At 55.6% G+C, this 24,648-nt stretch carries 27 protein-coding genes and 1 tRNA gene; 9 read left to right on the forward strand and 19 right to left on the reverse strand.

Annotated features, from left to right (window positions below; all coding sequences use genetic code 11):
• Positions 1–29: 29 nt before the first annotated feature.
• Together P1U45_RS04005 and P1U45_RS04010 are read left to right on the forward strand one after the other, a co-directional pair.
• The gene (locus tag P1U45_RS04005) at positions 30–593 is read left to right on the forward strand and encodes a carboxymuconolactone decarboxylase family protein (RefSeq protein ID WP_301057604.1); all 564 of its coding nucleotides are present in this window, start codon (positions 30–32) and stop codon (positions 591–593) included.
• Positions 594–733: 140 nt separating this feature from the next.
• Positions 734–895, forward strand: a complete 162-nt coding sequence (locus P1U45_RS04010) for a hypothetical protein (protein ID WP_301057605.1) — start codon at positions 734–736, stop codon at positions 893–895.
• A gap of 142 nt (positions 896–1,037) precedes the next feature.
• On the opposite strand, the gene P1U45_RS04015 is transcribed toward P1U45_RS04010, so the two are convergent.
• Complete coding sequence (locus P1U45_RS04015) at positions 1,038–1,442, reverse strand: hypothetical protein (RefSeq protein WP_293609236.1); 405 nt, start codon at positions 1,440–1,442, stop codon at positions 1,038–1,040.
• Positions 1,443–1,721: 279 nt separating this feature from the next.
• Here P1U45_RS04015 and P1U45_RS04020 point away from each other — a divergent pair, with 279 nt between their 5' ends.
• Both P1U45_RS04020 and P1U45_RS04025 read left to right on the forward strand, forming a co-directional pair.
• Positions 1,722–2,798, forward strand: a complete 1,077-nt coding sequence (locus P1U45_RS04020) for a hypothetical protein (protein ID WP_301057606.1) — start codon at positions 1,722–1,724, stop codon at positions 2,796–2,798.
• Between the two features lie 138 nt (positions 2,799–2,936).
• Complete coding sequence (locus tag P1U45_RS04025; RefSeq protein ID WP_301057607.1) at positions 2,937–4,094, forward strand: MFS transporter; 1,158 nt, start codon at positions 2,937–2,939, stop codon at positions 4,092–4,094.
• A gap of 48 nt (positions 4,095–4,142) precedes the next feature.
• On the opposite strand, the gene P1U45_RS04030 is transcribed toward P1U45_RS04025, so the two are convergent.
• The 4 genes from P1U45_RS04030 to P1U45_RS04045 all read right to left on the reverse strand — a co-directional run bounded on the left by P1U45_RS04030 (position 4,143) and on the right by P1U45_RS04045 (position 7,572).
• Entirely contained in the window at positions 4,143–4,316 is a 174-nt protein-coding gene (locus P1U45_RS04030; RefSeq protein ID WP_293616405.1) for a hypothetical protein, read from the reverse strand.
• A 124-nt stretch (positions 4,317–4,440) separates the two neighbouring features.
• The gene (locus tag P1U45_RS04035; protein WP_301057610.1) at positions 4,441–5,499 is read right to left on the reverse strand and encodes a hypothetical protein; all 1,059 of its coding nucleotides are present in this window, start codon (positions 5,497–5,499) and stop codon (positions 4,441–4,443) included.
• Positions 5,500–5,837: 338 nt separating this feature from the next.
• Entirely contained in the window at positions 5,838–6,908 is a 1,071-nt protein-coding gene (locus P1U45_RS04040; RefSeq protein WP_301057611.1) for a hypothetical protein, read from the reverse strand.
• 106 nt (positions 6,909–7,014) lie between these two features.
• Entirely contained in the window at positions 7,015–7,572 is a 558-nt protein-coding gene (locus P1U45_RS04045) for a hypothetical protein (RefSeq protein WP_301057612.1), read from the reverse strand.
• Positions 7,573–7,793: 221 nt separating this feature from the next.
• Between P1U45_RS04045 and P1U45_RS04050 the strand changes: the two genes are divergently transcribed.
• Both P1U45_RS04050 and P1U45_RS04055 read left to right on the forward strand, forming a co-directional pair.
• Positions 7,794–8,186 carry a hypothetical protein gene (locus tag P1U45_RS04050; protein ID WP_301057613.1) on the forward strand — a complete coding sequence of 131 codons (393 nt, stop codon included), beginning with the start codon at positions 7,794–7,796 and terminating at the stop codon, positions 8,184–8,186.
• A gap of 67 nt (positions 8,187–8,253) precedes the next feature.
• Entirely contained in the window at positions 8,254–8,811 is a 558-nt protein-coding gene (locus P1U45_RS04055) for a hypothetical protein (protein WP_301057614.1), read from the forward strand.
• Positions 8,812–8,817: 6 nt separating this feature from the next.
• Here the strand turns inward: P1U45_RS04055 and lepA are convergent, their stop codons facing one another.
• Entirely contained in the window at positions 8,818–10,623 is a 1,806-nt protein-coding gene (gene lepA, locus P1U45_RS04060; protein WP_301057615.1) for a translation elongation factor 4, read from the reverse strand.
• Positions 10,624–10,758: 135 nt separating this feature from the next.
• On the opposite strand from lepA, the gene P1U45_RS04065 reads away from it, so the two are divergent.
• Complete coding sequence (locus tag P1U45_RS04065; RefSeq protein ID WP_301057616.1) at positions 10,759–11,619, forward strand: hypothetical protein; 861 nt, start codon at positions 10,759–10,761, stop codon at positions 11,617–11,619.
• Here the strand turns inward: P1U45_RS04065 and P1U45_RS04070 are convergent.
• The 11 genes from P1U45_RS04070 to P1U45_RS16640 all read right to left on the reverse strand — a co-directional run bounded on the left by P1U45_RS04070 (position 11,616) and on the right by P1U45_RS16640 (position 20,943).
• A complete protein-coding gene (locus tag P1U45_RS04070; protein WP_301057617.1) occupies positions 11,616–12,230 on the reverse strand; it encodes a LysE family translocator in 615 nt (204 codons plus the stop codon). The two genes, P1U45_RS04065 and P1U45_RS04070, sit on opposite strands and share 4 nt — an antisense overlap.
• Positions 12,231–12,247: 17 nt before the next feature.
• Complete coding sequence (locus tag P1U45_RS04075) at positions 12,248–13,084, reverse strand: ion transporter (protein ID WP_293609225.1); 837 nt, start codon at positions 13,082–13,084, stop codon at positions 12,248–12,250.
• A gap of 67 nt (positions 13,085–13,151) precedes the next feature.
• Complete coding sequence (gene pheT, locus P1U45_RS04080) at positions 13,152–15,545, reverse strand: phenylalanine--tRNA ligase subunit beta (RefSeq protein ID WP_301057618.1); 2,394 nt, start codon at positions 15,543–15,545, stop codon at positions 13,152–13,154.
• Positions 15,542–16,189 carry a hypothetical protein gene (locus P1U45_RS04085; RefSeq protein ID WP_301057619.1) on the reverse strand — a complete coding sequence of 216 codons (648 nt, stop codon included), beginning with the start codon at positions 16,187–16,189 and terminating at the stop codon, positions 15,542–15,544. The genes pheT and P1U45_RS04085 overlap by 4 nt, the downstream gene beginning before the upstream one ends.
• A 9-nt stretch (positions 16,190–16,198) precedes the next feature.
• The gene (locus P1U45_RS04090) at positions 16,199–16,648 is read right to left on the reverse strand and encodes an ASCH domain-containing protein (protein ID WP_301057621.1); all 450 of its coding nucleotides are present in this window, start codon (positions 16,646–16,648) and stop codon (positions 16,199–16,201) included.
• Positions 16,645–17,652, reverse strand: coding sequence for a phenylalanine--tRNA ligase subunit alpha (gene pheS / locus P1U45_RS04095; RefSeq protein WP_301057622.1), 1,008 nt, complete (start codon positions 17,650–17,652; stop codon positions 16,645–16,647). Before pheS ends, P1U45_RS04090 begins: the two co-directional genes overlap by 4 nt.
• 467 nt (positions 17,653–18,119) lie before the next feature.
• Positions 18,120–18,485: a 50S ribosomal protein L20 gene (rplT, locus tag P1U45_RS04100; RefSeq protein ID WP_022693633.1), complete on the reverse strand. Its 366-nt coding sequence runs from the start codon at positions 18,483–18,485 to the stop codon at positions 18,120–18,122.
• A 27-nt stretch (positions 18,486–18,512) separates the two neighbouring features.
• A complete protein-coding gene (gene rpmI / locus P1U45_RS04105) occupies positions 18,513–18,716 on the reverse strand; it encodes a 50S ribosomal protein L35 (protein ID WP_027441417.1) in 204 nt (67 codons plus the stop codon).
• A gap of 132 nt (positions 18,717–18,848) precedes the next feature.
• The gene (locus P1U45_RS04110; RefSeq protein ID WP_301057623.1) at positions 18,849–19,700 is read right to left on the reverse strand and encodes an acyl-homoserine-lactone synthase; all 852 of its coding nucleotides are present in this window, start codon (positions 19,698–19,700) and stop codon (positions 18,849–18,851) included.
• A 146-nt stretch (positions 19,701–19,846) separates the two neighbouring features.
• Positions 19,847–20,611 carry an SDR family oxidoreductase gene (locus tag P1U45_RS04115; protein WP_301057624.1) on the reverse strand — a complete coding sequence of 255 codons (765 nt, stop codon included), beginning with the start codon at positions 20,609–20,611 and terminating at the stop codon, positions 19,847–19,849.
• A 116-nt stretch (positions 20,612–20,727) separates the two neighbouring features.
• Positions 20,728–20,943, reverse strand: coding sequence for a DUF465 domain-containing protein (locus P1U45_RS16640; RefSeq protein ID WP_366144963.1), 216 nt, complete (start codon positions 20,941–20,943; stop codon positions 20,728–20,730).
• 139 nt (positions 20,944–21,082) lie between these two features.
• On the opposite strand from P1U45_RS16640, the gene P1U45_RS04120 reads away from it, so the two are divergent.
• A complete protein-coding gene (locus tag P1U45_RS04120) occupies positions 21,083–21,304 on the forward strand; it encodes a DUF465 domain-containing protein (RefSeq protein WP_301057625.1) in 222 nt (73 codons plus the stop codon).
• A gap of 242 nt (positions 21,305–21,546) precedes the next feature.
• Complete coding sequence (locus tag P1U45_RS04125) at positions 21,547–23,274, forward strand: hypothetical protein (RefSeq protein ID WP_301057626.1); 1,728 nt, start codon at positions 21,547–21,549, stop codon at positions 23,272–23,274.
• Positions 23,275–23,428: 154 nt separating this feature from the next.
• Here P1U45_RS04125 and P1U45_RS04130 read toward each other — a convergent pair.
• Both P1U45_RS04130 and holA read right to left on the reverse strand, forming a co-directional pair.
• A tRNA-Gly gene (locus tag P1U45_RS04130) sits at positions 23,429–23,503 on the reverse strand.
• Positions 23,504–23,591: 88 nt separating this feature from the next.
• On the reverse strand, positions 23,592–24,647 hold the full coding sequence (gene holA, locus P1U45_RS04135; protein ID WP_301057627.1) for a DNA polymerase III subunit delta: 1,056 nt from the start codon (positions 24,645–24,647) through the stop codon (positions 23,592–23,594).
• Between the last annotated feature and the right edge of the window lies 1 nt (position 24,648).

Here is a 24,648-nt window from a genome sequence, read left to right on the forward strand (position 1 = left end):
ATCAGAGTTTTCACAAAGCGGAATCTACCATGTCAGTTTTCCCATCCCTGCCAGACCGGGCAACGCTGGAGCATCTTTTCTCTGCCTTTCCGGCTGGCGCGCAATCGCTGATGAAGCTTCACGACGACCTGCTTCGCACGGATGGCCCTTTGACGGTTGGGCAGAGAGAGCTCATTGCCGCTTACGTGTCATCGCTTAATGCCTGCGAATATTGTTTCGGTGCACACCGGACGATGGCGCTCGCCTTTGGTGTTGATGCCGATCTGATTGATGCGCTGATCCAGGATTTCGACGCAGCGCCGCTCGACCCGCTCATGCGGGCCATTCTGAGCTATGCGCGTAAAGTCACCGTGAGAGACTCTGTGCTGCCATCCGATATCCGCGCCATTATTGAGGCGGGCGGTACAGAAGAGATGGCCAATCAGGCGCTCATGGTGACGGCGCTTTATAACTTCATGAACCGGCTGGTGGATGGCGCAGGCCTTTCCGCAAAACTCTCTTACACTGCGCCCACAAACGCCGATCTGGAGAGAAGACGGAACGGCACATATACTGGTTGGGGAATCGATGCCGGTTTCATTAGCGAATACTGATCAAACTGGCAGAATATTAGCCAGAACAGGTCTTTTCAAACCGAAGGACCGTGCTAGCTTTGCCAAACAAGATCTCGGAAAAGAGACTGTTTGAAGTGCTCGCCTAGTAGCACATGTTTCGGGTAGAAGAGTGGTGTACAGTGTTTGACAATGAGAACAATGACGCGATTGCGTCATCTGAACTGAGCAATTCAGGTCTCAAAGAGCGCGCAATTTTCATTGCAAAGACAGGCTTTCTGGTGATGACAGGTTTTCTGGCCATCCAGATTTTGATGAAAGCCGTCTATTTCGCGCATCTGTAAGCAGATCAATTCTGCAGGCAGAAGGCTGGCGGGTTTCCCAAAATTTCAAAACAAATATGCGCGCGGCTTAGAGGCCAGCGCGCAGTGTTTGTGACTGATGCAAGTATAAGCCCGGCGCATCAGCGTCGGGCTTTTTTTGATGTTATTGGTCGCTGAGTACCGCTGAACACAGAATGTCCAGTTTCTCAGTCGCGCCGCCAGACAGGCGATAATGGATCGTTTCCAGACACTCACGCACAGATGATTGCGTGGTGTATTCAGAGATGGTCTTCCCTATTGCGGATTTCACTTTATCGCGCTGATTAATCAGGCTGTGAGGCGTAATGGCGCCCGTATTTTCCGGAATGGTAATGCCCGCCACATCAATCTTTCGCTCTTCCAGAGCAGATTCGAGGGCACAGCTCATATTGCGCGTTTCGGCGTGGAGTTCACCGAAAATATCCCGCTCGACGCGGTGGATACTATTCTGCACATGAGCAATTGCATTCTCGTGTTGCTTCAACAGACCAAATGCCTCTTCAAGCGATGCGGTACGGGCTACGGTCATAGCGACTTCCTTTCCAGTTACGCTAACAGCCAGTCTGGCCTTGTGTTCCTTAATGAAAACACTAACGCCAGCATATCGTTCCGAATTGGACTGAAAGAGGGCAATAAGTGTGCAGTTCGATGACCCAAGGTGACGATTTTGTGCAGCGCAGCATTTTCATGCGGATCACGAAATTGTTTCACCTTTTAGCAAGCGAATCTGTGATCTGGCCTCTTTACCGGTCTGGCAATCTGATAAACTCTGATGTCAAAACCTGCCCGTTCTGACCGGAATTCCTGAATGTTTGCCCGCCTATTCTGCCTGCTCGCCTGCCTGACAGCCCCGCTCGTTTCGGCAGAAGACCGCATTCTGAACACCGAAATGTGTGGCACATACTTCTTCATCAAAGTCGTTCTCGATCGTGATGATGGCCGCAGCGAAGAAGACCGCACCTTGCGCATGCTGTATGACACGGGCGCGTCTTCCAACTTTGTCGACCAGGCAGCCTTGGCCCGCGCCTCAGGTGTTCAGGTCGCCACAGGTGAGATGGCCCGCATTCACGAAGCAGATGCGGGCGATATCCATTTCAACTTTATTCGTGCCCGCGTGCGTGATCTCAGCCATCTGACGACCTCACTCGGCTACCCGATGGATGGAATTCTCTCTCATGACGCCTTTGAGGACTTTACAATCGTCCTCGATTATCAGGCTGAGACGATCACGCTGACCGAAGCCGCCCTTCCGCACCCTGACGGAGAACGCATTTTCAATACAGCGCGCGGCGATGACCGCCCCTGGCTGAATATGCGCTTTAATGGCCGACAGCGCCGCGTGCTCGTCGATTCCGGTGCCGGCACGACACTCGCGATGAACCGCCTTGGCCGGTATGACACCGTGAGCGACCCCATCCACACCGGCTATGCAACACGCCTCAACCGGCTGGAACCACGCCGCGCCGCGCGGTTTGACGGCGATGTGACCTTCGGCAACATCACCTTCAGCCAGCCAATCCTGACAGAAACCCCGTCTAACCAACTGTTTGGTGGTGCGCTCCTCAGCCAGTTTCGCATTACCTATGACCCGAGCGAAGAACGCATGATGTTCGAGCCATATGAGCCCGGCCCCATCGCTTCGCCGCCCTATACCTCCATCGGCGTTGCCCTTGCCCCGCGGGAGAACGGGCTGGAAGTGATTGCCCGCCTGACGGAGAACGCGCCGGACCTTCAGGAAGGCGATCTGATCACGCATCTGGATGGCATGCCGGTCGGCACACAAGGCTGCCGCGCAACAGGCGATACAAGCCCGCGCGAGATCACCCGCCTGCGCGACGGCGTTATCGAAACGCTGACCGTACCAATTATAGATCTCGTGCCATAAAGGTTTGAGGCTTTCCGTTTACGGAAACAGCGTTATGCTACTCTCATAAACTGGGAGACAATCATTTCTGGCACTGAAGACGAGCCGTCCGCCAAAGCAGCGGACGCGCCAAAGCCTTTATCGGAAACCGGCCTTTTAATGTTTGCGCTCGCTTCGGCGGCGGTGACAGCGAACGCGTATTATATTCATCCGATCATCGCGACGGTCGCAGACCATTTTGGCATTTCCGATGCCATGATTGGCATGGTGCCAAGCTTCAACCAGCTGGCGCTGGCGGTAGGCGTCTTTCTGCTTCTTCCGCTGGGTGACCGGTTTTCAAATCGTACGCTGATCCTGATCTTCGTCGCCTTTCAGGTGGTGAGCCTGCTCGCCATGGCCGTTTCCAGCGAATACTGGATGTTCCTGACGGCCTCGACCGTGCTCGGTTTCTTCACCATCGCGCCTTATCTCCTGCCCGCTTATGTCTCCAAGCGCGTAGCAGCAAACCGGCTGGGACATTCCAACGCCATTCTGACCGCCGGGATTATGTTCGGCATTCTGATCGCTCGCGCTGGCGCAGGCGTGATCGCCGAATGGCTTAACTGGCGCGTGGTCTATTTCATCGCCGCAGGATTCATGCTGGCGGTTACGCTGCTGCTTCTGGCCATTATGGAGAACCGCGCTGAAGAAAAGAGCGATGCCTCGCATCTGCCTTATCCGAAGCTTCTGGCATCCATTTTTCCGATCATTCGCAAAAACCCCGACATCCTGATCGCGGGCTCTATTCAGGGGCTGGGCTTTGGTATTTTCCTCGCCATCTGGATGGGCATCGGCTTACACCTCACAAGCCCTGAAATGGGCTATGGCACAGACACAGTTGGCTACCTCGCCATTCTGACCATCACCAATCTGTTGCTCACACCGTTTCTGGGCCGCGTGGCAGACAGGATGGGCGCACGCCGGGCGCGGTTCTATTTCTCCATCCTCTACGTCTTCGGCATGTCACTTTTCAGTCTGACCGGGCACTCGCTCTGGCTAATGATCATACCGATCTTCCTGACCAACACATTCGGACCGGTGATGGACATCACCAACCGGATGACATTTCTCACCGCGCCGCCAGCAGAACGCACGCGCCTGATGACGGTCTATATCATTTTCATGTTTGTTGGCGGCGGCATTGCCAGCTGGGCCGGCACAGCCGTCTATGATTTTGCGGGCTGGTTCGGCACATCCATGCTGGCGCTCGGTATGGCCCTGATTCTGTTTGCGCTGACCTTTATCGGATGGCGCTGGAAGGGCGATGGCGCCCAATAGAAAAGGCGACCGAAGCCGCCTTTTCCTGCCCGTATAACTTTACGTTATTTAAGCCGAGACTACGCCGCGATACAGCGTTTGCTGGGTGCCGGATTTACGGCAACGCACCATGCGATCTGTGGGCATGAAGGTTACACCACGATAAATTCGCGGCGACTTATCCTGTTTGCCCGTCTTCTTGTCAGCAATGACGTCAAATCCACGATAAATAATCTTCTGCATAATGCCCTCCATCTGCATGCTGCGCCCCGCGCGCAGCCTTCCTTCTCCCTATTCTTGAATGCAAGTTACACGATATGTGTAACTTTGTCAAATTAATTAGGTATACGACTTTGGTCCAGCATGCTTACCAGCGGGTCTCAACGAGCGGCACAAGGCTTTCCAGCTCTGCCTTTGAAACGAAATGGATATCGCCGCCATTGTGAAGGGTGTGGAGGACCACATCGTCCAGTCGTTCCTCGCCGTCCTGATTCACACGGCGCAGGCTGAGATGCTCGTCCGTCGCGCCTTCGTCGGCCATTTCCAGAAGGTCCGATCCGTTCGACATATAAATACTGGCAATACGGCCCTGCTTTGCGGCCTCGGAGAGATCATCGGAATTCATCGGCCTCAGTTGCTGATCATCCGGCAGAGCGCTCGTCTCACCAAACACGCTCGCCAGATCAAGACCGGCGATACCATTACCCGCCTGATGCTGGACGACATTCCAGTCTTCCCGCGGGCTGAGCTTGGAAAAATGGCCCACCGTGCCGCGTTCGCCAACGATATGGACATTCTGCGACTGGGCCGGAATGACATGTTGCAAGGCCGACCAGACGTCCCGGTAATAGGCTTCTTCCGTCCGATCTTCTTCCTCGCTCTTGTCTGTGCCCAGCGAGTGGAATTTAGACTGGCCCACACCGCCGCGCGATGCCGAGTGAAAGAAAACATCATCCATAATCTCGCGGCGCTCGACCACCTCTTCAAATTCGGGCGCGTTCAGGCGCTCTGAAAGATCGTGCACGTTTTGGCCATCATGGAAAAAGAGGCCCGGCGTTTCGCGATTAATCTCGACAATCCAGCCCTGCGCCTTGTTATCAATGTCCGCAATCAGCGGCGATACAAATGCAGCGTCCGGACCGGCAATCATCGCTTTCGGGCGCGCATTCAGGTCAGCGGTACGCAATGTATCGTCTTTCTGGAATGCGGCCTTACCAAGCCCCAGAAAGTCAGACAGTTCCAGACCTTCAAGCCAGGCTTCAATACGGTCTGTGCGGCCCTCAAATTCGGCGAGCTGCTGCTGAAGGTTCTTCTTCAAAATGCGCCATTTTTCACCGTTGGCTTCAATTGCCGGGCGCGGCACATAGAGGCTCACAACGTCTTTATCGAATTCGGTGCTCAGCTTTTTAATGTCCGCAAGGGCCATGTCTGTCTATCTCCCAGTCTTGTGTTTCAGTTGAACAGAAACAACGGACTGGACCGGCGGCATGTTCCGAAACTGTTTGGAGAAGCGCCTGCGACGTAGAGTCATTGAGCTTGCTCGGGTGCGTCGTTCGCTATGCTCACCACCCTGCGCCTGCGCCGTCGCTTGTGCGGGCAACACACGAGCAACGCGATGGCGGGTTTTGTCTGAGTTTGCTCGGGTGCGCTGTTCGCTATGCTCACCACCCTGCGCCCGCGCCGTCGCTTGTGGAGGAGAAGCCACGAGCAACGCGAAGGCGCAGCACCGCCGAGACAAAGTCGAGGCACCGGTGCGAGCAGAAACTAAAGAGACCTGACCCTAGGCGGATCGGGCGGGTCAACGCAGGACAAGTCCGGCAAGCCCGCATAAGGGTCCGGCCTTATGCCATAGCCGATCTCTTCCAGCTTTGCGGCGGCCATATAGTGGATGAAGTTCACATCGCGCCGCTCCACCTCATCATGGGCAGACGCCCATAAATCTTCAGGCGGGCAGAAGTGCGCAAGCGGTTCGTAATAGAGGGGATTGGGAAGCTCATGTTTGTTTTGTTCTCGTGATCCAGTCGGACCACATAGAACGCGCTCAGGGCTGGCTTCACCTGTTTGACCGCCCGCTCGTTCGATTTGTTCCCGCGACCCTGTTGGCTCGCATGGAACGCGCTCAGGGCTGCTCACAGGGATGAGCGAAGGCCGCAAAGCCCGCGCGGCGAGTGACATCGCCATTTTATCCACGCGCGTGAGCACGGACGACAGGCGATTAAACCGCGCCAGAAGATGCCCCGCATCTACCAGCCTCAGACTATCTGGCAGGAAGGTGTAGCTCCGCTTGTAAGACCGGCCGCGCCCCTTACCCTCAACCACCGGCGTCAGAACAGAAAAGCTGTTGAGCCGTGGCAGGTCTCGCAGTTGATCGCGCAGCGTCTCATCCTGCTTCTGGACGAGTGATTTTTCTGCGGGTTTCGCACGCGTGCGCGGCGCAGATGCTGTCACACGGCCAAGCGCAATCAGTTCGCCCGCAAGAAACAGAATGAAGCAACGCAGCACATATTCCAGTCGCTTTACATGCTCCATCATGGCGGTGTGATAGCAATGCTGGATCATTTTGGTTTGTTCTCGTGATCCTCTCGGATCACATAGAACGCGCTCAGGGCTGACTTCACTCGTTTGACCGCCCGCTTGCTTGTTTTGTTCCCGCGGCCCTGTCGGCCCGCATGGAACGCGCTCAGGGCTGCTTGCCCCTTCACTATGACGCACGTTCTGGGCGGGTTCCTCAAAATGAGCTTCAGCCAGAGACGCCGCACGGCAGATATACGCCTTCAGCCGCTGCGCAATATCGCGCGGCTCGTAAGACTGAATTTCGGTGGCGGTCTCTGACATGCTGTCAGGATAGGGTCAGGTGGAGTGAGTTGGATTAAAACCGTCGCCGAAGGGCATACGCAGAGAGATCGTGGAAGCATCTGATGGCCACAATCTCAGAGTGTCGCTATTGCTGGGCCGTCTGGACTTCACGCAGCCCGCCGATGACAGCATGCGCCTGCCTGAGGAGTGCCGAAAGATTGCCAGCATCCCACATATCTTCTTCCACAAACTCTTCAGATCGAAACACGCCGGTACGCCGTACGACGTAGAAATGAGCCATTCCGGCCGATGGGCGGCTCCGTGTGCCGGACTCCGAAAAATGGTTTGCGAACTGGTCTACCATCCCAAGCAGCTGAAAGACTTCAGCCCGAACGAAATCATATTCCCCACCGCCGATCATGCCGCCGCCATCGCTGAAATATATGCTGGTGGTGCCTTCGGCGACCATTATCAGCGTCATCGTTTGACCTTCAATGTCGGTTTCCATGATCACGGCGAGCGGAAGGTCGGCGTCGACGAACGCGTGAAACTCTTCGTTGGTCTCCAGATCGAACACCATGTCCCTAAGACTAAGATAGGCTTCATCCTGCGCCGTCCCGGGCAAAGGGCTCAGGCTCATCAGAAACGCTACGACCGCGGCGCGCACCATGGGAGCAAAATTGAAAAAACGGAACTTAAGCATGAATGACGTCAACTTGCGGAACGGGATTGATGAGGCAATGCTTGCATGAGATTCTCCAGCTCGTCACCCTCCATTGTATGAATGGGCGCGTGGCATCAGCGGATAGCGCGGTGCACCAGTCAAAGAATGTCAGACGTTGCTGAATAAGCGCTTGGATGCCCGAAAGTTCGCGTTTAAGCTGTTTAGCGTACAGAATTCGAAACCTGAGCTTTTTGCCCGTAATGAAAAACCGTCTTGTATATGTCGAACTTAAGTCCGGGTATGGCGACAATGGCCCTGCCTGGATCGGCCGCGCGGGTGCGTCCAAAACAGGCGCGACCGTATATTTCAATGGTCAGGCCTTCAGAACCCTCAAAGGCAGCGGTATTGGCGGGAATTATTTCAACGTCGAGACGGGCGAAGAATACTGGATTTCAGGCATCAAGAAAAACAATCAGGACCGGCACTGGGCGGGTGGCGGCAAGATTGAAATCGACCGGTCTGTGATCCCTGCCTATCTCGAGGAAACGGGCCGAAGGGCTCTCCCACCTAACCTCATTCCAACCGATCTCGCGCCGTCTGAACCAGACGAGAACATTCTCGTTCGCGAGCATGAACGGCTTCCATCTGCATAGCCAGATTATCGTGTCACACGTCAGGTTATGATCAAACAAAAGGGCTGATCGCTCGCGGAGTGCTACATTGCGAATTACGTGGATTCTTCTGGTTGTCTCTCTTGCCTGCACGAGCCCAGCTGCCCGTGCTCAAGAGGACCACAAATCCGATCGGAGTTTCAACGAAGCCGTTGATGTCGTCATCGGCATTAGCTGCCTCGTTCATGCATATGATGGAACGCCATATTCCGCGCTTAGTACAGAAGCGGGTCTCGAGCCGTTTTCGCAGGATGAAACCCAATACTGGCTGGGCGCTTTCAACGGCGGCGCCATTACGCTGCATTCAATCCCGTCCGATCTGCCCAATTGCACGGCTGCAATTTTTGGTATCGAGTCCGATCTCGCGCTCGAGACCATCGACCAGATGATCGCAGGTCCGGATCAGCCGGACTTCATCACTTTTGAACGACAGGCGGACTTTGAAGCCTCGCGCATTTATCATCAGCGAGGCGAGCCATTTCTGGACGCAATTATCTCAACACAGCCCGGCAGTTTTGGTCCCGAACAGCCGTCTGTATTGGTCACGTTTCACTGGGGTGAACGCTCGATTGCCGCGATGAACGACCGCAACAATAACGGAGATTAGGCGCCCCTAATCCCCGTCCATGCGAAGGGCTGCAACAAACGCTTCTTGAGGGATTTCCACCTTACCGAACTGGCGCATACGCTTCTTACCAGCGGCCTGCTTATCCAGAAGCTTACGCTTACGCGTCGCGTCACCGCCGTAACACTTCGCCGTCACGTCTTTGCGGACCGCAGAGATGGTTTCCCGGGCAATAACCTTCGCGCCAATCGCCGCCTGAATCGGAATTTTGAACTGCTGGCGCGGAATAAGCTCTTTCAGGCGTTCGCACATCTGACGGCCACGGCCTTCAGCACGGTCACGGTGAACCAGCATGGCGAGCGCGTCGACCGGCTCGTCATTCACCAGAATGTTCATTTTCACGAGGTTTTCAGCGCGGTGTTCGACAATTTCATAGTCGAAGCTCGCATAGCCGCGTGAGATGGATTTCAGGCGATCATAAAAATCGAACACCACTTCGTTGAGCGGAAGTTCGTATTTGATCATGGCGCGGCCACCCACATAGGTGAGCTCTGTCTGAATACCGCGGCGGTCCTGACACAGCTTCAGGATAGCGCCCAGATACTCATCCGGCGTGTAAATCGTCGCGTTGATCCACGGTTCGCGTACTTCCTTGATCTTCGTGACCTCTGGCATGTCTGCCGGGTTGTGAAGCTCGTAATCGGTTCCGTCCGTCATGGTCAGCTCATAGACCACGCTTGGCGCTGTCGCGATGAGATCGAGGTCAAACTCGCGGGAGAGACGTTCCTGAATGATCTCAAGGTGGAGAAGACCGAGGAAGCCACACCGGAAGCCCATGCCGAGCGCAGCTGAGGTTTCCATTTCCCACGTGAAGGAAGCATCGTTCAGGCGGAGCTTGCCCATAGCGGCGCGAAGATCGTCAAAATCGCCAGCATCGACCGGGAAGAGACCACAGAAGACAACTGGCTGAACGTCTTTATAGCCTTTCAGCGCGGTCGTTGCCGGGTTTTTCTCCGTGGTGATCGTGTCACCGATCGCGCAGTCAGCCACCTCTTTGATGGAGGCAATCATGAAGCCGACTTCGCCCGGGCCAAGCTCGTCTACATAGGTTGGCTTCGGTGCAAACACGCCGACATTATCAAGCTCATATGTTGCGCCGGTGCGCATCATTTTCACTTTTTGCTTCTTCTTCATCACGCCATCAATGATGCGCACGATGACGACGACACCAAGATACGGGTCGTAATAAGCATCAACGAGAGACGCTTTGAGCGGCTTATCGCGGTCGCCATCCTGCGGGGCTGGCAGGCGCGTGACGATGGCTTCGAGGACATCCTCAATGCCAATGCCGGTTTTGGCAGAAATCTGGACCGCATCAGACGCATCAATGCCGATCACATCTTCAATCTGTTCGGAGACGCGCTCAATGTCTGCGGCTGGCAGGTCGATCTTGTTGAGGACCGGAACGATCTCATGGTCCTGATCAATCGCCTGATAGACGTTGGCCAGCGTCTGGGCTTCAACGCCCTGAGAGGCATCAACAACCAGAAGTGAGCCTTCGCACGCCGCAAGGCAGCGCGAGACTTCATAGGCGAAGTCGACGTGGCCCGGTGTGTCCATCAGGTTCAGAACATAATCCTCGCCATCCTTGGCGGTATAGTTCAGGCGAACCGTCTGCGCTTTAATGGTAATGCCACGCTCGCGCTCGATATCCATGGAGTCGAGCACCTGCTCTTTCATCTCACGGTCTGTGAGGCCGCCACACTTCTGAATGAGGCGATCGGCCAGGGTAGATTTACCGTGGTCAATGTGAGCGATGATGGAAAAATTACGGATGTGGGATTTGTCTGTCATTTGAGCGATCTACCACTGGCGAACACAACCGCCAAGCGGCTATACCTGCGAATACGAAAATACAATCTTGAAGATTGTCATACACGGCCAAAATTCAATGTTATGACAGCTTCAGATGACTTCAGGATGGGACATATGACAAAGCTATTCCGACGCGCCGCTCTGGCCAGTGCTTTCGGCCTTACTTTTATGGCTTTGCCGGCCTTTGCGCAGGATGATGCCGACGCGCATTCCGCCGAAGACGTGATGCACGAAGCTGAAATGCATGAAGAAGCTTCTGCCCCGGAAGCTGTAGCCGCTGAAGAAGAGATTTCAGTCGCGGGTCAGGCGGAACTCACCGCCCTCATCTTCGAACATATGTCACGCGGCGTGCTCGCCATGGATGGTGACCGCGATACGGCAGAGCTGCGCCGGGATGTGTCCGTCTGGCTCGATCGTCTGGCAAGCAAGCTGGAAGGTGATGTGAGCGGCGTTCTGCGTTCAGAGGCTGCGCTGGCGACAGCGATTGCCCGTAATGCTGAGGCCCGCACCGAGATGGAAGCCGCGCTCTCCAATACGCTCTCACAAGCTCTGGAAGACCTCGCTGCGGTTCGCGCCGAAGGTGTGCCGGATGAAATGGCGCTGCGCCTTGAAGAGGTTGAAGACCTTCTGGATGCGCTCGAAGAAGCCTCTGCTGATACCGTTCAGATGCGCGAACTGATCATTGATCTGCATTTCGAAGATCCGCTGGAAGAAGATGTGCGCCTTGCACTGGTTGAGCGCCTGATCGCCTTCCAGACCGCCCATGGCGTTGTGCTGGACTTTGACGGCGCAGACCTCTCCCAGAACATCCATCTGGAAGGCGAAGCACCGGTTACGCTCTCCACGCTGGAGCTGCGTACAGCGCTCAACTCCATATACGAAGAGAATATGGATGTGCTGACTCCGGAAGGCGAAGAAGCAGAGCCAATCGTAGACGTGCCGACGCCGACCTTTATCGGCATCACGCTGAATTAATGCACGGACAGATCGGCCAGTAACAGGCCGATCACCGTCAGCACGAGCAAGCCCGCCATAACGAGGCTGAAAATCCGGAAGCGCAGCGGGGTCGACAGAAACCGCTGTATTCCCACGCCGAACAAGACCCAGCCATGCGAGCTCAGCATGCCTGCGGCAAGGATCACCAGTGAGATGACCAGCGGCGGATACCAGAACGGCTCCTGATCCGGCAGCTGCCCCGCAAACGAAATCGCCATGATCCACGCTTTCGGGTTTACCCATTGAAAGGCAGCCGCCTGAAAAAACCCCCAGGGCTTTGAGGCTTTCACCTCATGCGGCGGCTCGAACTTTGATGTGCCGATTTTCCATGACAGCCATAACAGGATCGCCGCGCCGGCCCAGCGCAGCACCTCACGCAGAAGCGGGAACTGAACGAATACGCTGCCAAGGCCAAGGCAGATGGTGAACACCATGAAGGCAAAGCCGATATTCACGCCCATAGAGTGCGGCAGCGTAAGCACCAGCCCGTGGCGCGCGCCTGAATTGGCGAGCAGCGTGTTATTCGGGCCCGGCGTCCATACAAGCGTGGATGCCAGCAGGAACATGCCCAGCAGGAATTCGGTTGTCATGCGTCAGAAGCTTTCAGTCAGGCCGGTGTATTCTCATCGTCATCATCAAGACCGGTGAGCTTTTCGCGAGCCTTTTCTTCGGCTCGTTTCTCACTTTCCTCGCGAATGACGTCTGAAAAGGCACTGGCAAACACGCCCGCAGGCAGCGCGACCAGACCAATACCCGCCAAGGCAATACATGAGGCTGCCACACGGCCAAGCGGCGTGATCGGATAGACGTCGCCATAGCCAACGGTCGTCAGCGTCGCGATGGCCCACCAGATCGCCCGCGGAATAGACCCGAACGCCTCAGGCTGGATTTTACCTTCAATCAGATAGAGCGCGACAGCCGACACATAGACAAGCACCAGCGCCAGAAACAGGCTGGTGAGCAGCTGGCTTCCGGCCTTGCGCAAGGCATCGCCAAGCAGGTTGAACGCAGGGATAAAACGCGCCAGCTTGAACAGGCGGAAAAGACGGAAGGCTTTCAGAACCGCCAATACCTGCGGGTTCACTTTGTCTGCCGCGAAAATCATCAGCAAAAGCTCTGGCAGGAAGGCGGCAAGATCTGCCACTGCATAGAGCGTTGAGGCATATTTCAACCGCCCCATCAGCCCGCGATATTCCGGGTTTTCACCGGCCACCCACAGACGCAGCCCGTATTCAATCGCGAATATGACAACGATAATGACGTTCAGAATGCGCAGAAAAGACTGGGTCTGGCCTTCAATGTCCGGCTCGGTTTCCAGAGCCAGAAGCACAAGGCTGGTAAGCACCAACACCACGAGGATGCGGTTGATCGTGGAAAGCTTTTCCTTCCCACTACTGCCTTTTTCCATCGCCCTGTAGAGACGCGCCCGCACTGCGTTCACCATCTGCCCAACCTCCGTGAAAAGAGGTTAGAGCAGATTGAACCAGTTTGTCAGTCCCCAAATGCGGGGCCTAACCGCGCAGCGTGCCGCCGAGCTTTTCCATGTTTGCGATGATCTTTTTGGAGATCGCATCGATTTCGGCGTCTTTGAGCGTTTTCTCGCCCGGCTGGATGGTCACTTCCAGCGCAATAGACTTATGGCCCTCTTCCACGCCTTTGCCGACATAGACGTCAAAGACGTTCACGGCCGTGATCATCTTCTTGTCAGCGCCCTGCGCGCCCTTGATGAGGTCACCGGCCGCGACTTCGTCTTTCACAACAAATGCAAAGTCACGGCGGATTGGTGTGAGGGCCTGCTTTTCAAGAACAGGCTTGGTCTTCACGCCGACCTTCTTAGGCAGTGGTAGCGCGTCCACATTGACCTCGAAGCCGACCATATTGCTGTCCACGCCAAGTGCTTTCAGAGCGCGCGGGTGCAGCTCACCGAATTCAGCGACGACATTCTTCGGCCCAAGACGCAGCGTTGCAGAGCGGCCCGGATGCCAGTGATCAGACACCGGCTCCATTACCATCAACTTGCTTGCATCATGACCAAGCGCATCAATCAGCGCCATCACGTCAGCTTTGGCTGCGTAAATGTCATACGGCTCGGCCTTACCAACCCAGTTGCGGACCGTTTCAGGGCGCGCAATCGCAGAGATATAGCGGCGCTGGTCTTTCGGGCCGTCACCCAGATAGACAGGTCCAGCTTCAAACAGGCGGATATCGCGCTGGCTGAAGTCTGCGTTTTTCTGTGCAGCCTTGATCAAGTTCGGCAGAATGCTCGGACGCATACAATCAAGCTCGGACGCGACAGGGTTGTCGACGACCATCTCTTTCGCGCCGCCGCCAAAGGCAGTCGCTTCGGCTTTAGAGACGAAGCTCCATGTCACGGCCTCGAAGAAGCCACGTGCCGCCATAACGCGGCGACCTGTACGCATACGGCGCTGCGGCTCTGTCAGCACCTGACGCACACCGCCTTCCGGCTGCGGCATGGATGTGAGCGGAAGCGCGTCATAGCCTTTAATACGGATGATTTCCTCAACCATATCAGCAGACTGTTCCAGATCGCGGCGCCAGCTTGGCGGCGCCACATACCAGGCTTCACCCGCATCTTCGATGTCACCGCCAAGGTCTTTGATGATCTGGCGGATTTCAGCGGTTTTCAGCTCAACGCCGGTGAGGCGCTTCACATCATTCAGATAGAACTGAACCGGCTTTTGTGGTTTCGGGTTTGCGCCAGCCACTGTCACGTCAGACGCTTCGCCGCCGCATGTCTCCAGAATGAGCATGGTTGCAAGCTCAAGACCTTCAAGACAGCTTTGCGTATCAACGCCGCGTTCGAAACGGTAGCGCGCATCAGAAATGATGCCCGTCGCGCGGCCTGTGCGTGCTGTACGGAGCGGGTCAAACCATGCAGACTCGATGAACACATCAACCGTCTCATCAGATACGCCGGTAGACGCGCCGCCCATAACACCGCCAAAGCCGACAACGCCGCTATCGTCAGCGATCACGCACATGTCTTCGGTAGCCGTGTACTCCTTGCCATCGAGCGCGAGGAAGGTTTCGCCTTCGCGGCCAAGGCGCGCGGTCAGCCCGCCCTGAAGCTTGGCAACGTCATAAACGTGCAACGGACGGCAGCGATCGAGCGAGATATAGTTCGTCACATCGACGAGCATGTTCTTTGGCGAGATGCCAACCGCTTTCAGGCGCGCCTGCATCCAGTCTGGTGACGGACCGTTCTTCACGCCTTTAATCACGCGGCCTGCAAACACAGGGCATGCGTCTGGAGACTCAGTTGTCACCGTCACCGGGCAAGGGTGCGTGCCGTTTACCGGCTTCACCTGCATTGGTGCGAACTTGCCGAGACCGGTCGCCGCCAAATCACGCGCGATACCAAGAACGCCCAGCCAGTCCGGACGGTTTGGCGTGACTTCGAAGTCGATGACCGGATCGTCAAGCTTAAGCGCTTCAGCCAGCGGCATGCCAACCTTCACCTTGCCCTGAAGGTCCATAATGCCCTCATTGGCCTCACCCACACCGAGCTCTTTGGCAGAACACATCATGCCATAGCTCTCTACACCTCGGATTTTGCGAGGCTTTTTGTCGAGAGAGAAATCAACGCCCGGAATATACGCGCCGAGCGGTGCGTAAACCGCAAACATGCCCTGACGCACGTTCGGCGCGCCGCAGACAATCTGCTTCTCGCCATCAACCGTGTCGACCGTGCAGACATTCAGCTTGTCCGCGTCAGGGTGTTTCTCGAACGATTTGATCTGCGCCACGGTGAATGTGGACAGCGCCTCAGCCGGATTCTCAACGCTTTCGACCTCAAGGCCGGCGCGCGTCATCGCCGCAAGGATCTCGTCCGTGCTGGCTTTAGTGTGAAGATGGTCCTGGAGCCAGGAAACAGTGAACTTCATGATTGAGACTCTTCGGTCGATGGTGAAATGTGTGTGTGTGGTACGATCTGGTCAACGATGTCTGGCAGAGCTTCGCAGCTGCTTACTTCTATCGGGCGGAGCGCGTGGCCCGCGCTGGTAGAGACCCAGCAATCATCCAGAATGGAACAATAGCAGACGAAAACCTCGGCCGGCTGGCGTGTTCCGTCGAGAAAGCTTTGCACAGCGCTCAGAAAATCACGCTCAAGGCCCTCAGCGCCGGGCCATTCCGCGCCAATGGTGCGAACACTATCGCCCTGACGGATGACACGGCCACGCAGCGCCTGATTGGAATAGGCTGGTAGCCCGTATGTTTCTTCCAGACTGTCAGTGATGAAATAGCGGACCATCTCATCAAACGAGCGTGTGTCTTCGCGGCCCGGAATACGGATCAGATAGTCTTCGATCAGCGCAGGGCCGACGCCCGCGTTCTGAACGTCGAATTCGTAAAGCGCGCCGCCAGCGGGCGTGGAGGTGTTGTGCTGAAGCTGCAGGATCGGCCAGACGTCTGCCTTCTCCTGAGAGCGCATGACGCGCGCCTGATCCCAAGCAATGAAAACCGCCGCAATCGACGATATCACCGCGCAGATAGCGATCAGCATTTCAGCCTTATTACCTTTGCCCATTGCCGCCCCCTAAACCGTTTCGCCAGCGCGTTCGCGGCGAAGATGATCTGCAGCGCCCGCGGCAAAATCATCATCCAGAATAGAGAGAACACGGAAGGTCTCAAACACGACCTCCATATCCTCGGCGAATGTACCCTCACGGGTGAAGTAGGCTTTGTGCGCGTCCTGCCAGTATTTAAGCGACAGATCGCCCTCGCCTTCCAGCGCGGCCATTTCCTGCGTCATCTCGTTATAGCGCAGATGCGTCACTGTTTCGGTTTCCAGCACGGCAACAGGGCGGTCCGCCCCGTCAACCAGAACGCCGCGTTCGCCCGGATGGCTCCACTCATTGTGGACCCTGGCAGAGCACGTACCGGTTTTGACACCCGCCACAATCAATGCAGCGAGCCTGTCTGCCAGTTCAGGACTATCCCCGAATGGCCAACGCGGCAGCGTCTCGATATCCGGGCTTACGCTCAAGAAAGTCCTCCGGAGAGGCTCGGCAGGAGCCAAGGCGTGAAGCCATAGTGTGAGAGCCAGCGGACATCGCTTTCGAAGTAAGGGCGCAGATCGGGCATACCGTATTTCAGCATAGCCAGACGGTCGACACCCATACCAAAGGCAAAGCCCTGATATTCATTCGGGTCGAGGCCGCAATTGCGCAAAACATTCGGGTGCACCATGCCGGAGCCGAGCACCTCAAGCCAGTCTTCACCCTGACCAACCTTCACCGTACCGCCTGAGCGGTCGCATTTCACATCCATCTCAGCGGATGGTTCAGTGAACGGGAAGAAGTGCGGGCGGAAACGGGTTTCTACTTCGTCGACCTCGAAGAAGGCGCGCGCAAAGTCGGTGAGGCAGCCTTTGAGGTGCCCCATATGGCTGACCTTATCAATGACGAGGCCTTCCACCTGGTGGAACATTGGTGTGTGGGTCGCATCCCAGTCATTACGATAGACGCGGCCCGGAATGATCACACGGATTGGCGGCTCCTGGCTCATCATCGTGCGGATCTGCACCGGCGATGTGTGCGTGCGCAGGACTTTGCGCTCACCTTCAGCGTCCGGCGTCATGAAGAATGTGTCGTGATCTTCGCGCGCCGGGTGACCGATCGGGAAGTTCAGCGCGGTGAAGTTGTGGAAGTCATCCTCAATGTCCGGGCCTTCAGCAACGGCAAAGCCCATTGCGCCGAAGATTTCCTCGATCTCTTCAAACACCTGCATGACAGGGTGAAGCGTGCCGGTGCGGTATGGGCGTGGCGGCAGGGTGAGGTCAGCTTTCTCGCTGGCAAGCCGCGCATCGAGCTCTGCATCTTCAAGTTTTTCTTTTTGAAGCTCTACCGCTTGAACCACCATGTTCTTCAGGACATTCAGCTTGGGACCCATTTCTTTCCGAGCTTCCGGGTCCATTTTTCCGAGCGTTTTCATCATGTATGAAATCCGCCCCTTCTTGCCGATCGCGCGCAAACGCAAATCTTCAAGCATTTCGCGGTCTTCTGCTTTGACGATCTGATAACACAGCTCTTTTGCAATCGACTCCGGCTCAGATTGCAACCACGGAAAAACAAATTGTCTTAGCCTATCTTTTTGAGACTCCGTAGAATCTGAATTCCACGACTTCTGTTGAAGCAGAGCCTCAAAATGTCCTTCAACATCGGCCCAAGTCTTACCGCTTTCAATCAGTGCATCTAAATATTTATTTGCTCTCTGTTCGTCCGCTGCATGCATCGCGAATTGCGCAGAACCTGCCGCGAAGCCACCATTCAGCAGTTGAACGAACTCATTGTGATCAATATCGGACATGGGTTCTCTCAGATATCCAGCAAAGTTTAGCTGGCCTTTCATTAGCAATCTCTCTGCGCATTTCCAGAGAAAGTCTTATCCAAATACGAAAACGACCGCTGCTGAAAGGCAACGGTCGCTTTGTAGGAACAGTCCTGTGCGCGGTCTGATTAAGCAGCCAGCGCAGCCTTGGCCTGTTCCATTACAGCTTTAAACGCAGCAGGTTCGTTGATCGCAAGATCAGAAAGAACCTTGCGGTCCATGTCGATGCCAGCCTTGTGAACACCGTCGATGAAACGAGAGTATGTCATCGTATCGTCGAGTTCACGAACAGCAGCGTTCAGACGCTGGATCCAGAGAGAGCGGAAAGTACGCTTCTTCTGCTTACGGCCAACATATGCGTACTGACCAGCCTTCTGGACGGCAGCATTTGCTGTGCGGAAAGTGTTTTTACGGCGGCCATAATAGCCTTTTGCCGCTTTGATGATTTTCTTGTGCCGAGCGTGCGCGGGCACCTTGTTACGGGAGCGTGCCATGTGTCTAAATCCTTCTCAGCTTACGCGTTATTTCGTGCCGTATGGCAGCCAGCTCTTCACACGAGCCTCGTCTGCTTTTGCAGCAACAGATGTGCCGCGGTTCTGGCGGATATATTTCGCGTTGTGGCTGATCAGGCGGTGACGCTTACCAGCAACACCATGCTTGAGCTTGCCCGTAGCAGTGATCTTAAACCGCTTTGCAGCGGCCTTCTTGGTTTTCATCTTCGGCATTTTCATCTCCTTGCGCAAAGCGCATCTGATAGTTTCTCCTGGAGGCAATGCCTTACGCCTCTTTGGAGCAAACAGCGCTTATACGCAAAAAGAGGGGAAATTCAAGTCCGGAATCGGCCCTGAACTCCGCTTTTACGAGGCCCGGCGACCTGCCGCATCTTCACGAATCGGAATGAGGGTTTTGGTGAAGGCCTCAATTGCAGAGATAGAGGCATCCACATTGCCGGTTTCTTTTACCGAATTCAGCTCGTTGACGAGCATATCGGCTGCAGTACGCATACGATCAAGTTCGATCTGATTCATTGGTTGCTCCTTACGCATCGCAGCTTCGCGACGCTTCTTCTCAAGTTCGGTCAATGGAGGTGGTGGCTCGATTTCGAACAGGACCTGTTCGTAAATCTCCATCTTGTTTCGGGTATCGATCAGCACGTGCGGGCCAGCCTCGATCATCACGGCGACAGCATCACCATCGCCATCGTCAAAGTGCTGTGGATCGCCCAGATATTCGACCGGCCAGACCTTCGACATACGGTCGACAAAGACCGTATCCATCAGGCAGGTGAAGTCGGTAATGCCGCGATCGACCGCGAATTCCATAATCCCGCACAGAAGGGTTTTCTGTGCATCAGCGATCACACCTTCATGACGACGGCGCGCATGTGGCGCAATCATCCAGCGGGTGAGGTCCCAAATCGCTTCATCACGTGGCGGCTCACCGTTGATATACTCGGTCAGCTTATCGCCCATGAGGTATGGCGTGTCTGTCGGATTGAGGCGAAACGTCGCCAGAATATTCCCATGCCGGTCGAGGTTCATGAGATAGACCGCATGTTCGTTATCGAACTCGTCCGTCTCACGACCATCTGCAGAGGTGAGATTGGTCCAGCCACGCTGTTTTACATAAAACTCGTGGCGCATGCGGAACATCTCATCGAGCTGCTTCGCATAGAGGTGTTGGTTTCTGATTGTTACGACGTGTATCACGTACGACCCCCATCATTTCCTGTAGGGATAGAACGACACAAAACGAGAACATCTGAAATGATGGAAATCCACCAATTGGGCCATCAATCCATCAAAAAAATACAATTTAAAGAGTGATCAAGCCGGCGTTTGCAGCTTAAACGCGCTTAGCTGGACGGCATGGTTCCGTTCAGAACACTGCGTCCGCCATCAAGCTCCAGCGCATGTCCGTTTACATAAGCGCCCTCTGAAGACGCCAGATAATAAGCTGCCTCTGCGATCTCAGATGCGCGCGCGGCACGTTTCAGCGGGGTACGCTCTTTCAGCCAGCCTTCGGTGTCCTCGCTGTGAGGACGAACGGCAACAATCGCATTCGAACGGATTTTCCACGGCGCATATTCCAGCGCTAGAGCTTTCATGACCGAAAGCACAGAGCCCTGCGTCACCGTGTTGAGCGCACTGCCCGGATTACCTGCGATCGCCGCACGACTGAGAAGTTGTATGAAAGACTTTTTGTAAGGCACGCGCTCTGCATTATCTTCATGCGCGCGCAGCTCGGCCACCATTTCGCGGCCGAAAACCTGCCCGGCCATCAACGCCGTGGTCGTCGTTTGCTTGAGTTCCTGCGTCACCCGTTCGAGGGTGAGGTCATCCATATCAATCGGATCAGACAATGGCGGAATATTGAGAACAACATCAACGCCGTCAAACTGTTCGAGCATACCCGACAGGGCGTTTTTCAGCCCGAGCCGGGTAGACTGGTTTTCAGAGAGATAGCTGGCCAGATCACCGAGGTCATCCTTAGCGCGACCCAACGCCTTCTGGTCGTCCTCCACAATCATGACGGACCAACCGGATTCAGCAAACTTACGCGCACAGCTTGCGCCAACGCCTTTTCCAAGGCCCAGAATAACAATTGCCGGCGCGCGCATCTCTCTATGCCTTCCGTTTCCAGCTGAGTTCAATCGGCCATTTCATGCCACACTCAGGCGGTCAAGCCAAAGCAGGCCGCCTGAACGTAAAGGTCTCTGCCGGACCCGGAGTATATTTAACTGTTGAGATCGCCTCGAAGAGACTGGATCTCTTCCTTCAGTTTCAGCTTCTCTCGTTTCATGCGCGACATTTTGAGAGAGTCAGAGGAAGGTCTTTTCGACTCTTCCTGCAGTGCATCGTCAATCTTCTTATGACGGGTGGAAAGTTCCTGCAGATGATTTTCTAAACTCATCGCTTCGAGCCTCCTTTGCTGAGCAATACATGAAAGCATGAAGTCACAAACTCGTCACGTATTGACTCTCCGAAAAAGTGCATTTGCGAGACGTTTTTTCGCGCGTCCGTAAACGTTTCACTTTTATCCACAAGCAAAATTTGTTAATGAACCGGCCTCTTTCTTAAAGGTTAAGGCCATGGACGGCACACATTTCGATTTTGATGAGACAACGCGTCAGTTGCAGGCGCGCCTTGATCAGCTCGAAGCCGAGCACCGCCTGCTTGATGAACAGGTCACAGCGCAGCAACTGGCTGGCGCGGACATGATCACCCTTCAACGCATGAAGCGCGAAAAGCTGCGCCTGAAAGACGAGATTTCCCGCGTGCGGGGCCTGATCCGCCCGGATATCATCGCCTGATCGAAGGCCGCAAAGCGCTAAGCACAGCCATAACGGCACCAAACGCCCGCAAAAGCAGCGCTTTTGCACACTCTGCCATATTCTCGACATGCTGCCCGTTTTTACAGAAGCAGTCTGTTTCATTTGATGTTTCGGGCGGCTGACCATTCTGAGAGCGGGCGCTGACCTGCTCACGGGGCTAACGACCACAAACTGGCACACAGAATGCACAGCCGGAGCTGTATTCAAAACCGGGTGAAAAAATGAGCCACTCTAACTACACACCGCGCCAATCGCTGGGCTTTCGAAGCGCCGTTATTGCGAGCCTTGTGCTGTCGGTCGTCTCATTTCTGACAACCTGGAGCGGCCTTCGCGCGGCTGACCCGATCCAACAGCTCATGACATCCGGCGGTAGCCTTGAAGGCATTTCCTGGTGGGACCGGGCCGAAAGCCTTGCCATCACGCTCGGCCTTGCTTTCGGCATTCAGGCTCTGATGCTGGCGCTTGCATGGATTGCGAGCCGCCTTCTCATGGTCGAGGACCGTAAACGCTGGGGGCTGATTTCCGCTATTCTCGTTGGCTATCTGGCCGCAACGACCATCTCTGTCACCTTCTCTTATATCGACCTGTTCGACCGTATGTTCAGCGCCCAGAAATCTGACTGGTCCGCAGAAACCATTCGCGAGCGCGGCGATGTGATCGTTGAAGAGCTTATCGAAGCGCTGGAAGATGAAGTCCGCGATGCGCGCGGAGATTTCTCTACGCAACAAGCCGAATTTCAGGCCCAGATCAACGTACTGGCCTCTGCTTCCAATGAGCAGCGCCAGTCCATCCTCACAGAACTGGACGAGCGCCGCAGCGAACTTGCAGATTATCGCCGTCAGGTCGGCAATGCGCAGGCTGAAGCCCGCAGCGCCGCGGTAAGCCGCCAGGCCCGCGCCGCAGAACTCGAAACAACGGTCGCAGATTTTGAACGTCAGGTCCGCCAGCTCACGCCGGAACAGGATGAGTGGGAAGCAGAAACCGCGCGGCTTCTGGCCCAGTCTCAGGCACTCTCTGATCAGAAGCTGCTGGAAGAGCGCGGCGCGCAGGAAAGCGGACAAGTCGGCCGTGGCCCGCGCTGGCGTGAACTCGATCGCCAGCACGATATTGTACGCGCCAATCTTGAAGTCGCGCAAAATCGTCTGAGCTCCGTCACCCGGGAACTTGATAACGCAGAAGAAGCGCTTCTTTCCAGCCGTCAGCAGCTTGCTATCGTACAGAGCGGCGGCGACGCGCAGGATGTCGAAAACGCGCTGAATGCCGGAAATGATGTTCGCATCGGTTTCCTTGAAGCAGAGATTTCTGCGCTTACAGCGCAATCAGATGCATTGGAAATTCCGCAGATCGATTTCTCATCAGAAGAGATCAGCGAAGATGAAGTCGATCAGATCCTGACAGCCTGCACGACCATCAAATCAGAGCTGATCGCAGCGCAGGCGACGTCATTCGATGAAGACACGCTTTCTGACTTTGTTCCATCCAGCATCGACTGCACTTCCGGCGGCGCGTTCGAGGCGGCGCGAACACTGTCAGAGCTGCAGTCCAGCCTGCGCATGGTTGAAGAAAACTGCCGCGCCACCTCTTCAGAGGCTTATGCCGGTGCACGCGGTTCAGAGCTTCTTCAGTATATCCGCAATGAATGCGTCAACAGCTCAGCGCTGCGTGCCAGCGTGAAGTCCAACTTTATGGAAGACCTTCGCCGCGTGGCCCGTACGCGTGACCCGGAAGCCGCCCCGATCGCGTATTCCTTCGTTGCGCTTCAGGACCGTGAGCCACAGGCAATCTTCGCCCTGACGCTCGCGCTTGCAGCCGACCTTCTGATCCTGCTGGTCAGCCTGTTCGGTAATGCCGGTCACCACCATGTATACGGCTCCGGCGCAGGCAATGGCACGGCCCCGCCAAGCCGTCAGATCGGACGCCGTGAACCTGCCCTCTTCGAAGACGAGTAGGGCGGGCCTTGAAACACCGAAATTCCATTTAGTCCTGTCCAGCCTCAGCGGGCATGCGTGACGCATGCTTGCTATTTGATTGCTGGTACGAAGCTCGTTTGTGAACGGGCACGCCCATTCAGAGAATTTGGCTACAGCTTCAATGTAAGGAGAATGGAGCGGGCGAAGAGATTCGAACTCTCGACATCAACCTTGGCAAGGTTGCGCTCTACCCCTGAGCTACGCCCGCTCACAATGGGTAGTCCGGCAGCGCCGGAAGCGGTGATAAAGCGCATCTCTGCCTCGGATGCAAGAGGAAAATTGCTAAAAAATGCACTTCATGCACGACGACGTCCGGCATGGCTCGCAACCTGCGCCACATCAAGCAGAAGCTTGCCCACCAGAGCCTCCTGCGGACTGCCTGCTGTACGACATTGCGCGTCTGTCTGCGCGACCAGAGTCATCAGGGTGAGGATGCGATCTGGCGGCCATTTCTGCATACGACGCTCGAATGCTGGCCATTGGCGATCAAACACGCGCGGACTGAGCCGCTCGCCGATTTTCGGGCCGTGAATGCCCTCACCAGACACTTCATGCGCACGGTTGAGACGCTTGAGCTGGTTCATCAGCCCGATCAGAACCGGAATGGCGCCTGAGCCTTCTTTGAGTTGATCACCCATCAGACCGGCCAGATCATTGAGCTTCCCATCAAGGGCAAGATCAACAAGATCAAACCCCGTCGACTGGTCTTCCAGAATGATGAGGTTGCGAATGTCCTGTTCTGTCAGCGGACGATCCAGATCAACGGCATAGAGAGAGAGCTTTTCAATCTCGCCCGGCGCGAGTGACTGGTCTTCAAGAAGCGTCCGCAGAAGCAGGATTTCTGCATCCGGCTCGAGGCGCAGGCCGTTGGCGGAGAGCTGGTCTCTTACCCAGTTCTCAAAATCCCGTTCGGACCGTTCAAAAATCTGAAGCGCGATGGCCGATTTATGGTCTTCGAAGGTTTTGCGCAGTTTAGAGCGCGGCGTCAGATCTCCTGCCACAATCAGAAGCTTGCCACTTGGCGGCTCTGACATGTTTTCGATTTCTGTCAGCGCGTCGAGAAAAGGCCGCGCCTCTGTTTCGCGCGCAATACTGACCTGTAAAAGGCTCGCGCCACCGAAAAGGCTTTCAGAACAGAGCGCATCCAGAATACCGCCCGGATCCTGTTTTGCTTCTTCCGGGGACATGCGTCGCCGGTCGAGCGCAGGCTGCGTGCCCTTGATCCATTGCTTTGCAAGGTCTTCGGAAAGTTCGGAAACGGGCGCGCCGGTTTTGCCGAACACCAGTGCAGCGAACACACCAGATGTCGGGTCAGAACAGAAGCTTTCTGCCTGACGCCCCGTCTTCTTCACT

The organism is Ponticaulis sp. (genome assembly GCF_029210165.1).
Taxonomy (GTDB): domain Bacteria; phylum Pseudomonadota; class Alphaproteobacteria; order Caulobacterales; family Hyphomonadaceae; genus Ponticaulis.

What these genes read in the sequence shown, in the direction of transcription:
- P1U45_RS04005 (WP_301057604.1), top strand. Translation starts at nt 30, where the DNA reads ATGTCAGTTTTCCCATCCCTGCCAGACCGGGCAACGCTGGAGCATCTT.
- P1U45_RS04015 (WP_293609236.1), bottom strand. Translation starts at nt 1,442, where the DNA reads ATGACCGTAGCCCGTACCGCATCGCTTGAAGAGGCATTTGGTCTGTTG.
- P1U45_RS04020 (WP_301057606.1), top strand. Translation starts at nt 1,722, where the DNA reads ATGTTTGCCCGCCTATTCTGCCTGCTCGCCTGCCTGACAGCCCCGCTC.
- P1U45_RS04025 (WP_301057607.1), top strand. Translation starts at nt 2,937, where the DNA reads ATGTTTGCGCTCGCTTCGGCGGCGGTGACAGCGAACGCGTATTATATT.
- P1U45_RS04030 (WP_293616405.1), bottom strand. Translation starts at nt 4,316, where the DNA reads ATGCAGAAGATTATTTATCGTGGATTTGACGTCATTGCTGACAAGAAG.
- P1U45_RS04035 (WP_301057610.1), bottom strand. Translation starts at nt 5,499, where the DNA reads ATGGCCCTTGCGGACATTAAAAAGCTGAGCACCGAATTCGATAAAGAC.
- P1U45_RS04040 (WP_301057611.1), bottom strand. Translation starts at nt 6,908, where the DNA reads ATGTCAGAGACCGCCACCGAAATTCAGTCTTACGAGCCGCGCGATATT.
- P1U45_RS04045 (WP_301057612.1), bottom strand. Translation starts at nt 7,572, where the DNA reads ATGCTTAAGTTCCGTTTTTTCAATTTTGCTCCCATGGTGCGCGCCGCG.
- P1U45_RS04050 (WP_301057613.1), top strand. Translation starts at nt 7,794, where the DNA reads ATGAAAAACCGTCTTGTATATGTCGAACTTAAGTCCGGGTATGGCGAC.
- lepA (WP_301057615.1), bottom strand. Translation starts at nt 10,623, where the DNA reads ATGACAGACAAATCCCACATCCGTAATTTTTCCATCATCGCTCACATT.
- P1U45_RS04065 (WP_301057616.1), top strand. Translation starts at nt 10,759, where the DNA reads ATGACAAAGCTATTCCGACGCGCCGCTCTGGCCAGTGCTTTCGGCCTT.
- P1U45_RS04070 (WP_301057617.1), bottom strand. Translation starts at nt 12,230, where the DNA reads ATGACAACCGAATTCCTGCTGGGCATGTTCCTGCTGGCATCCACGCTT.
- P1U45_RS04075 (WP_293609225.1), bottom strand. Translation starts at nt 13,084, where the DNA reads ATGGTGAACGCAGTGCGGGCGCGTCTCTACAGGGCGATGGAAAAAGGC.
- pheT (WP_301057618.1), bottom strand. Translation starts at nt 15,545, where the DNA reads ATGAAGTTCACTGTTTCCTGGCTCCAGGACCATCTTCACACTAAAGCC.
- P1U45_RS04085 (WP_301057619.1), bottom strand. Translation starts at nt 16,189, where the DNA reads ATGGGCAAAGGTAATAAGGCTGAAATGCTGATCGCTATCTGCGCGGTG.
- pheS (WP_301057622.1), bottom strand. Translation starts at nt 17,652, where the DNA reads ATGCTTGAAGATTTGCGTTTGCGCGCGATCGGCAAGAAGGGGCGGATT.
- rplT (WP_022693633.1), bottom strand. Translation starts at nt 18,485, where the DNA reads ATGGCACGCTCCCGTAACAAGGTGCCCGCGCACGCTCGGCACAAGAAA.
- rpmI (WP_027441417.1), bottom strand. Translation starts at nt 18,716, where the DNA reads ATGCCGAAGATGAAAACCAAGAAGGCCGCTGCAAAGCGGTTTAAGATC.
- P1U45_RS04115 (WP_301057624.1), bottom strand. Translation starts at nt 20,611, where the DNA reads ATGCGCGCGCCGGCAATTGTTATTCTGGGCCTTGGAAAAGGCGTTGGC.
- P1U45_RS16640 (WP_366144963.1), bottom strand. Translation starts at nt 20,943, where the DNA reads ATGCTTTCATGTATTGCTCAGCAAAGGAGGCTCGAAGCGATGAGTTTA.
- P1U45_RS04120 (WP_301057625.1), top strand. Translation starts at nt 21,083, where the DNA reads ATGGACGGCACACATTTCGATTTTGATGAGACAACGCGTCAGTTGCAG.
- P1U45_RS04125 (WP_301057626.1), top strand. Translation starts at nt 21,547, where the DNA reads ATGAGCCACTCTAACTACACACCGCGCCAATCGCTGGGCTTTCGAAGC.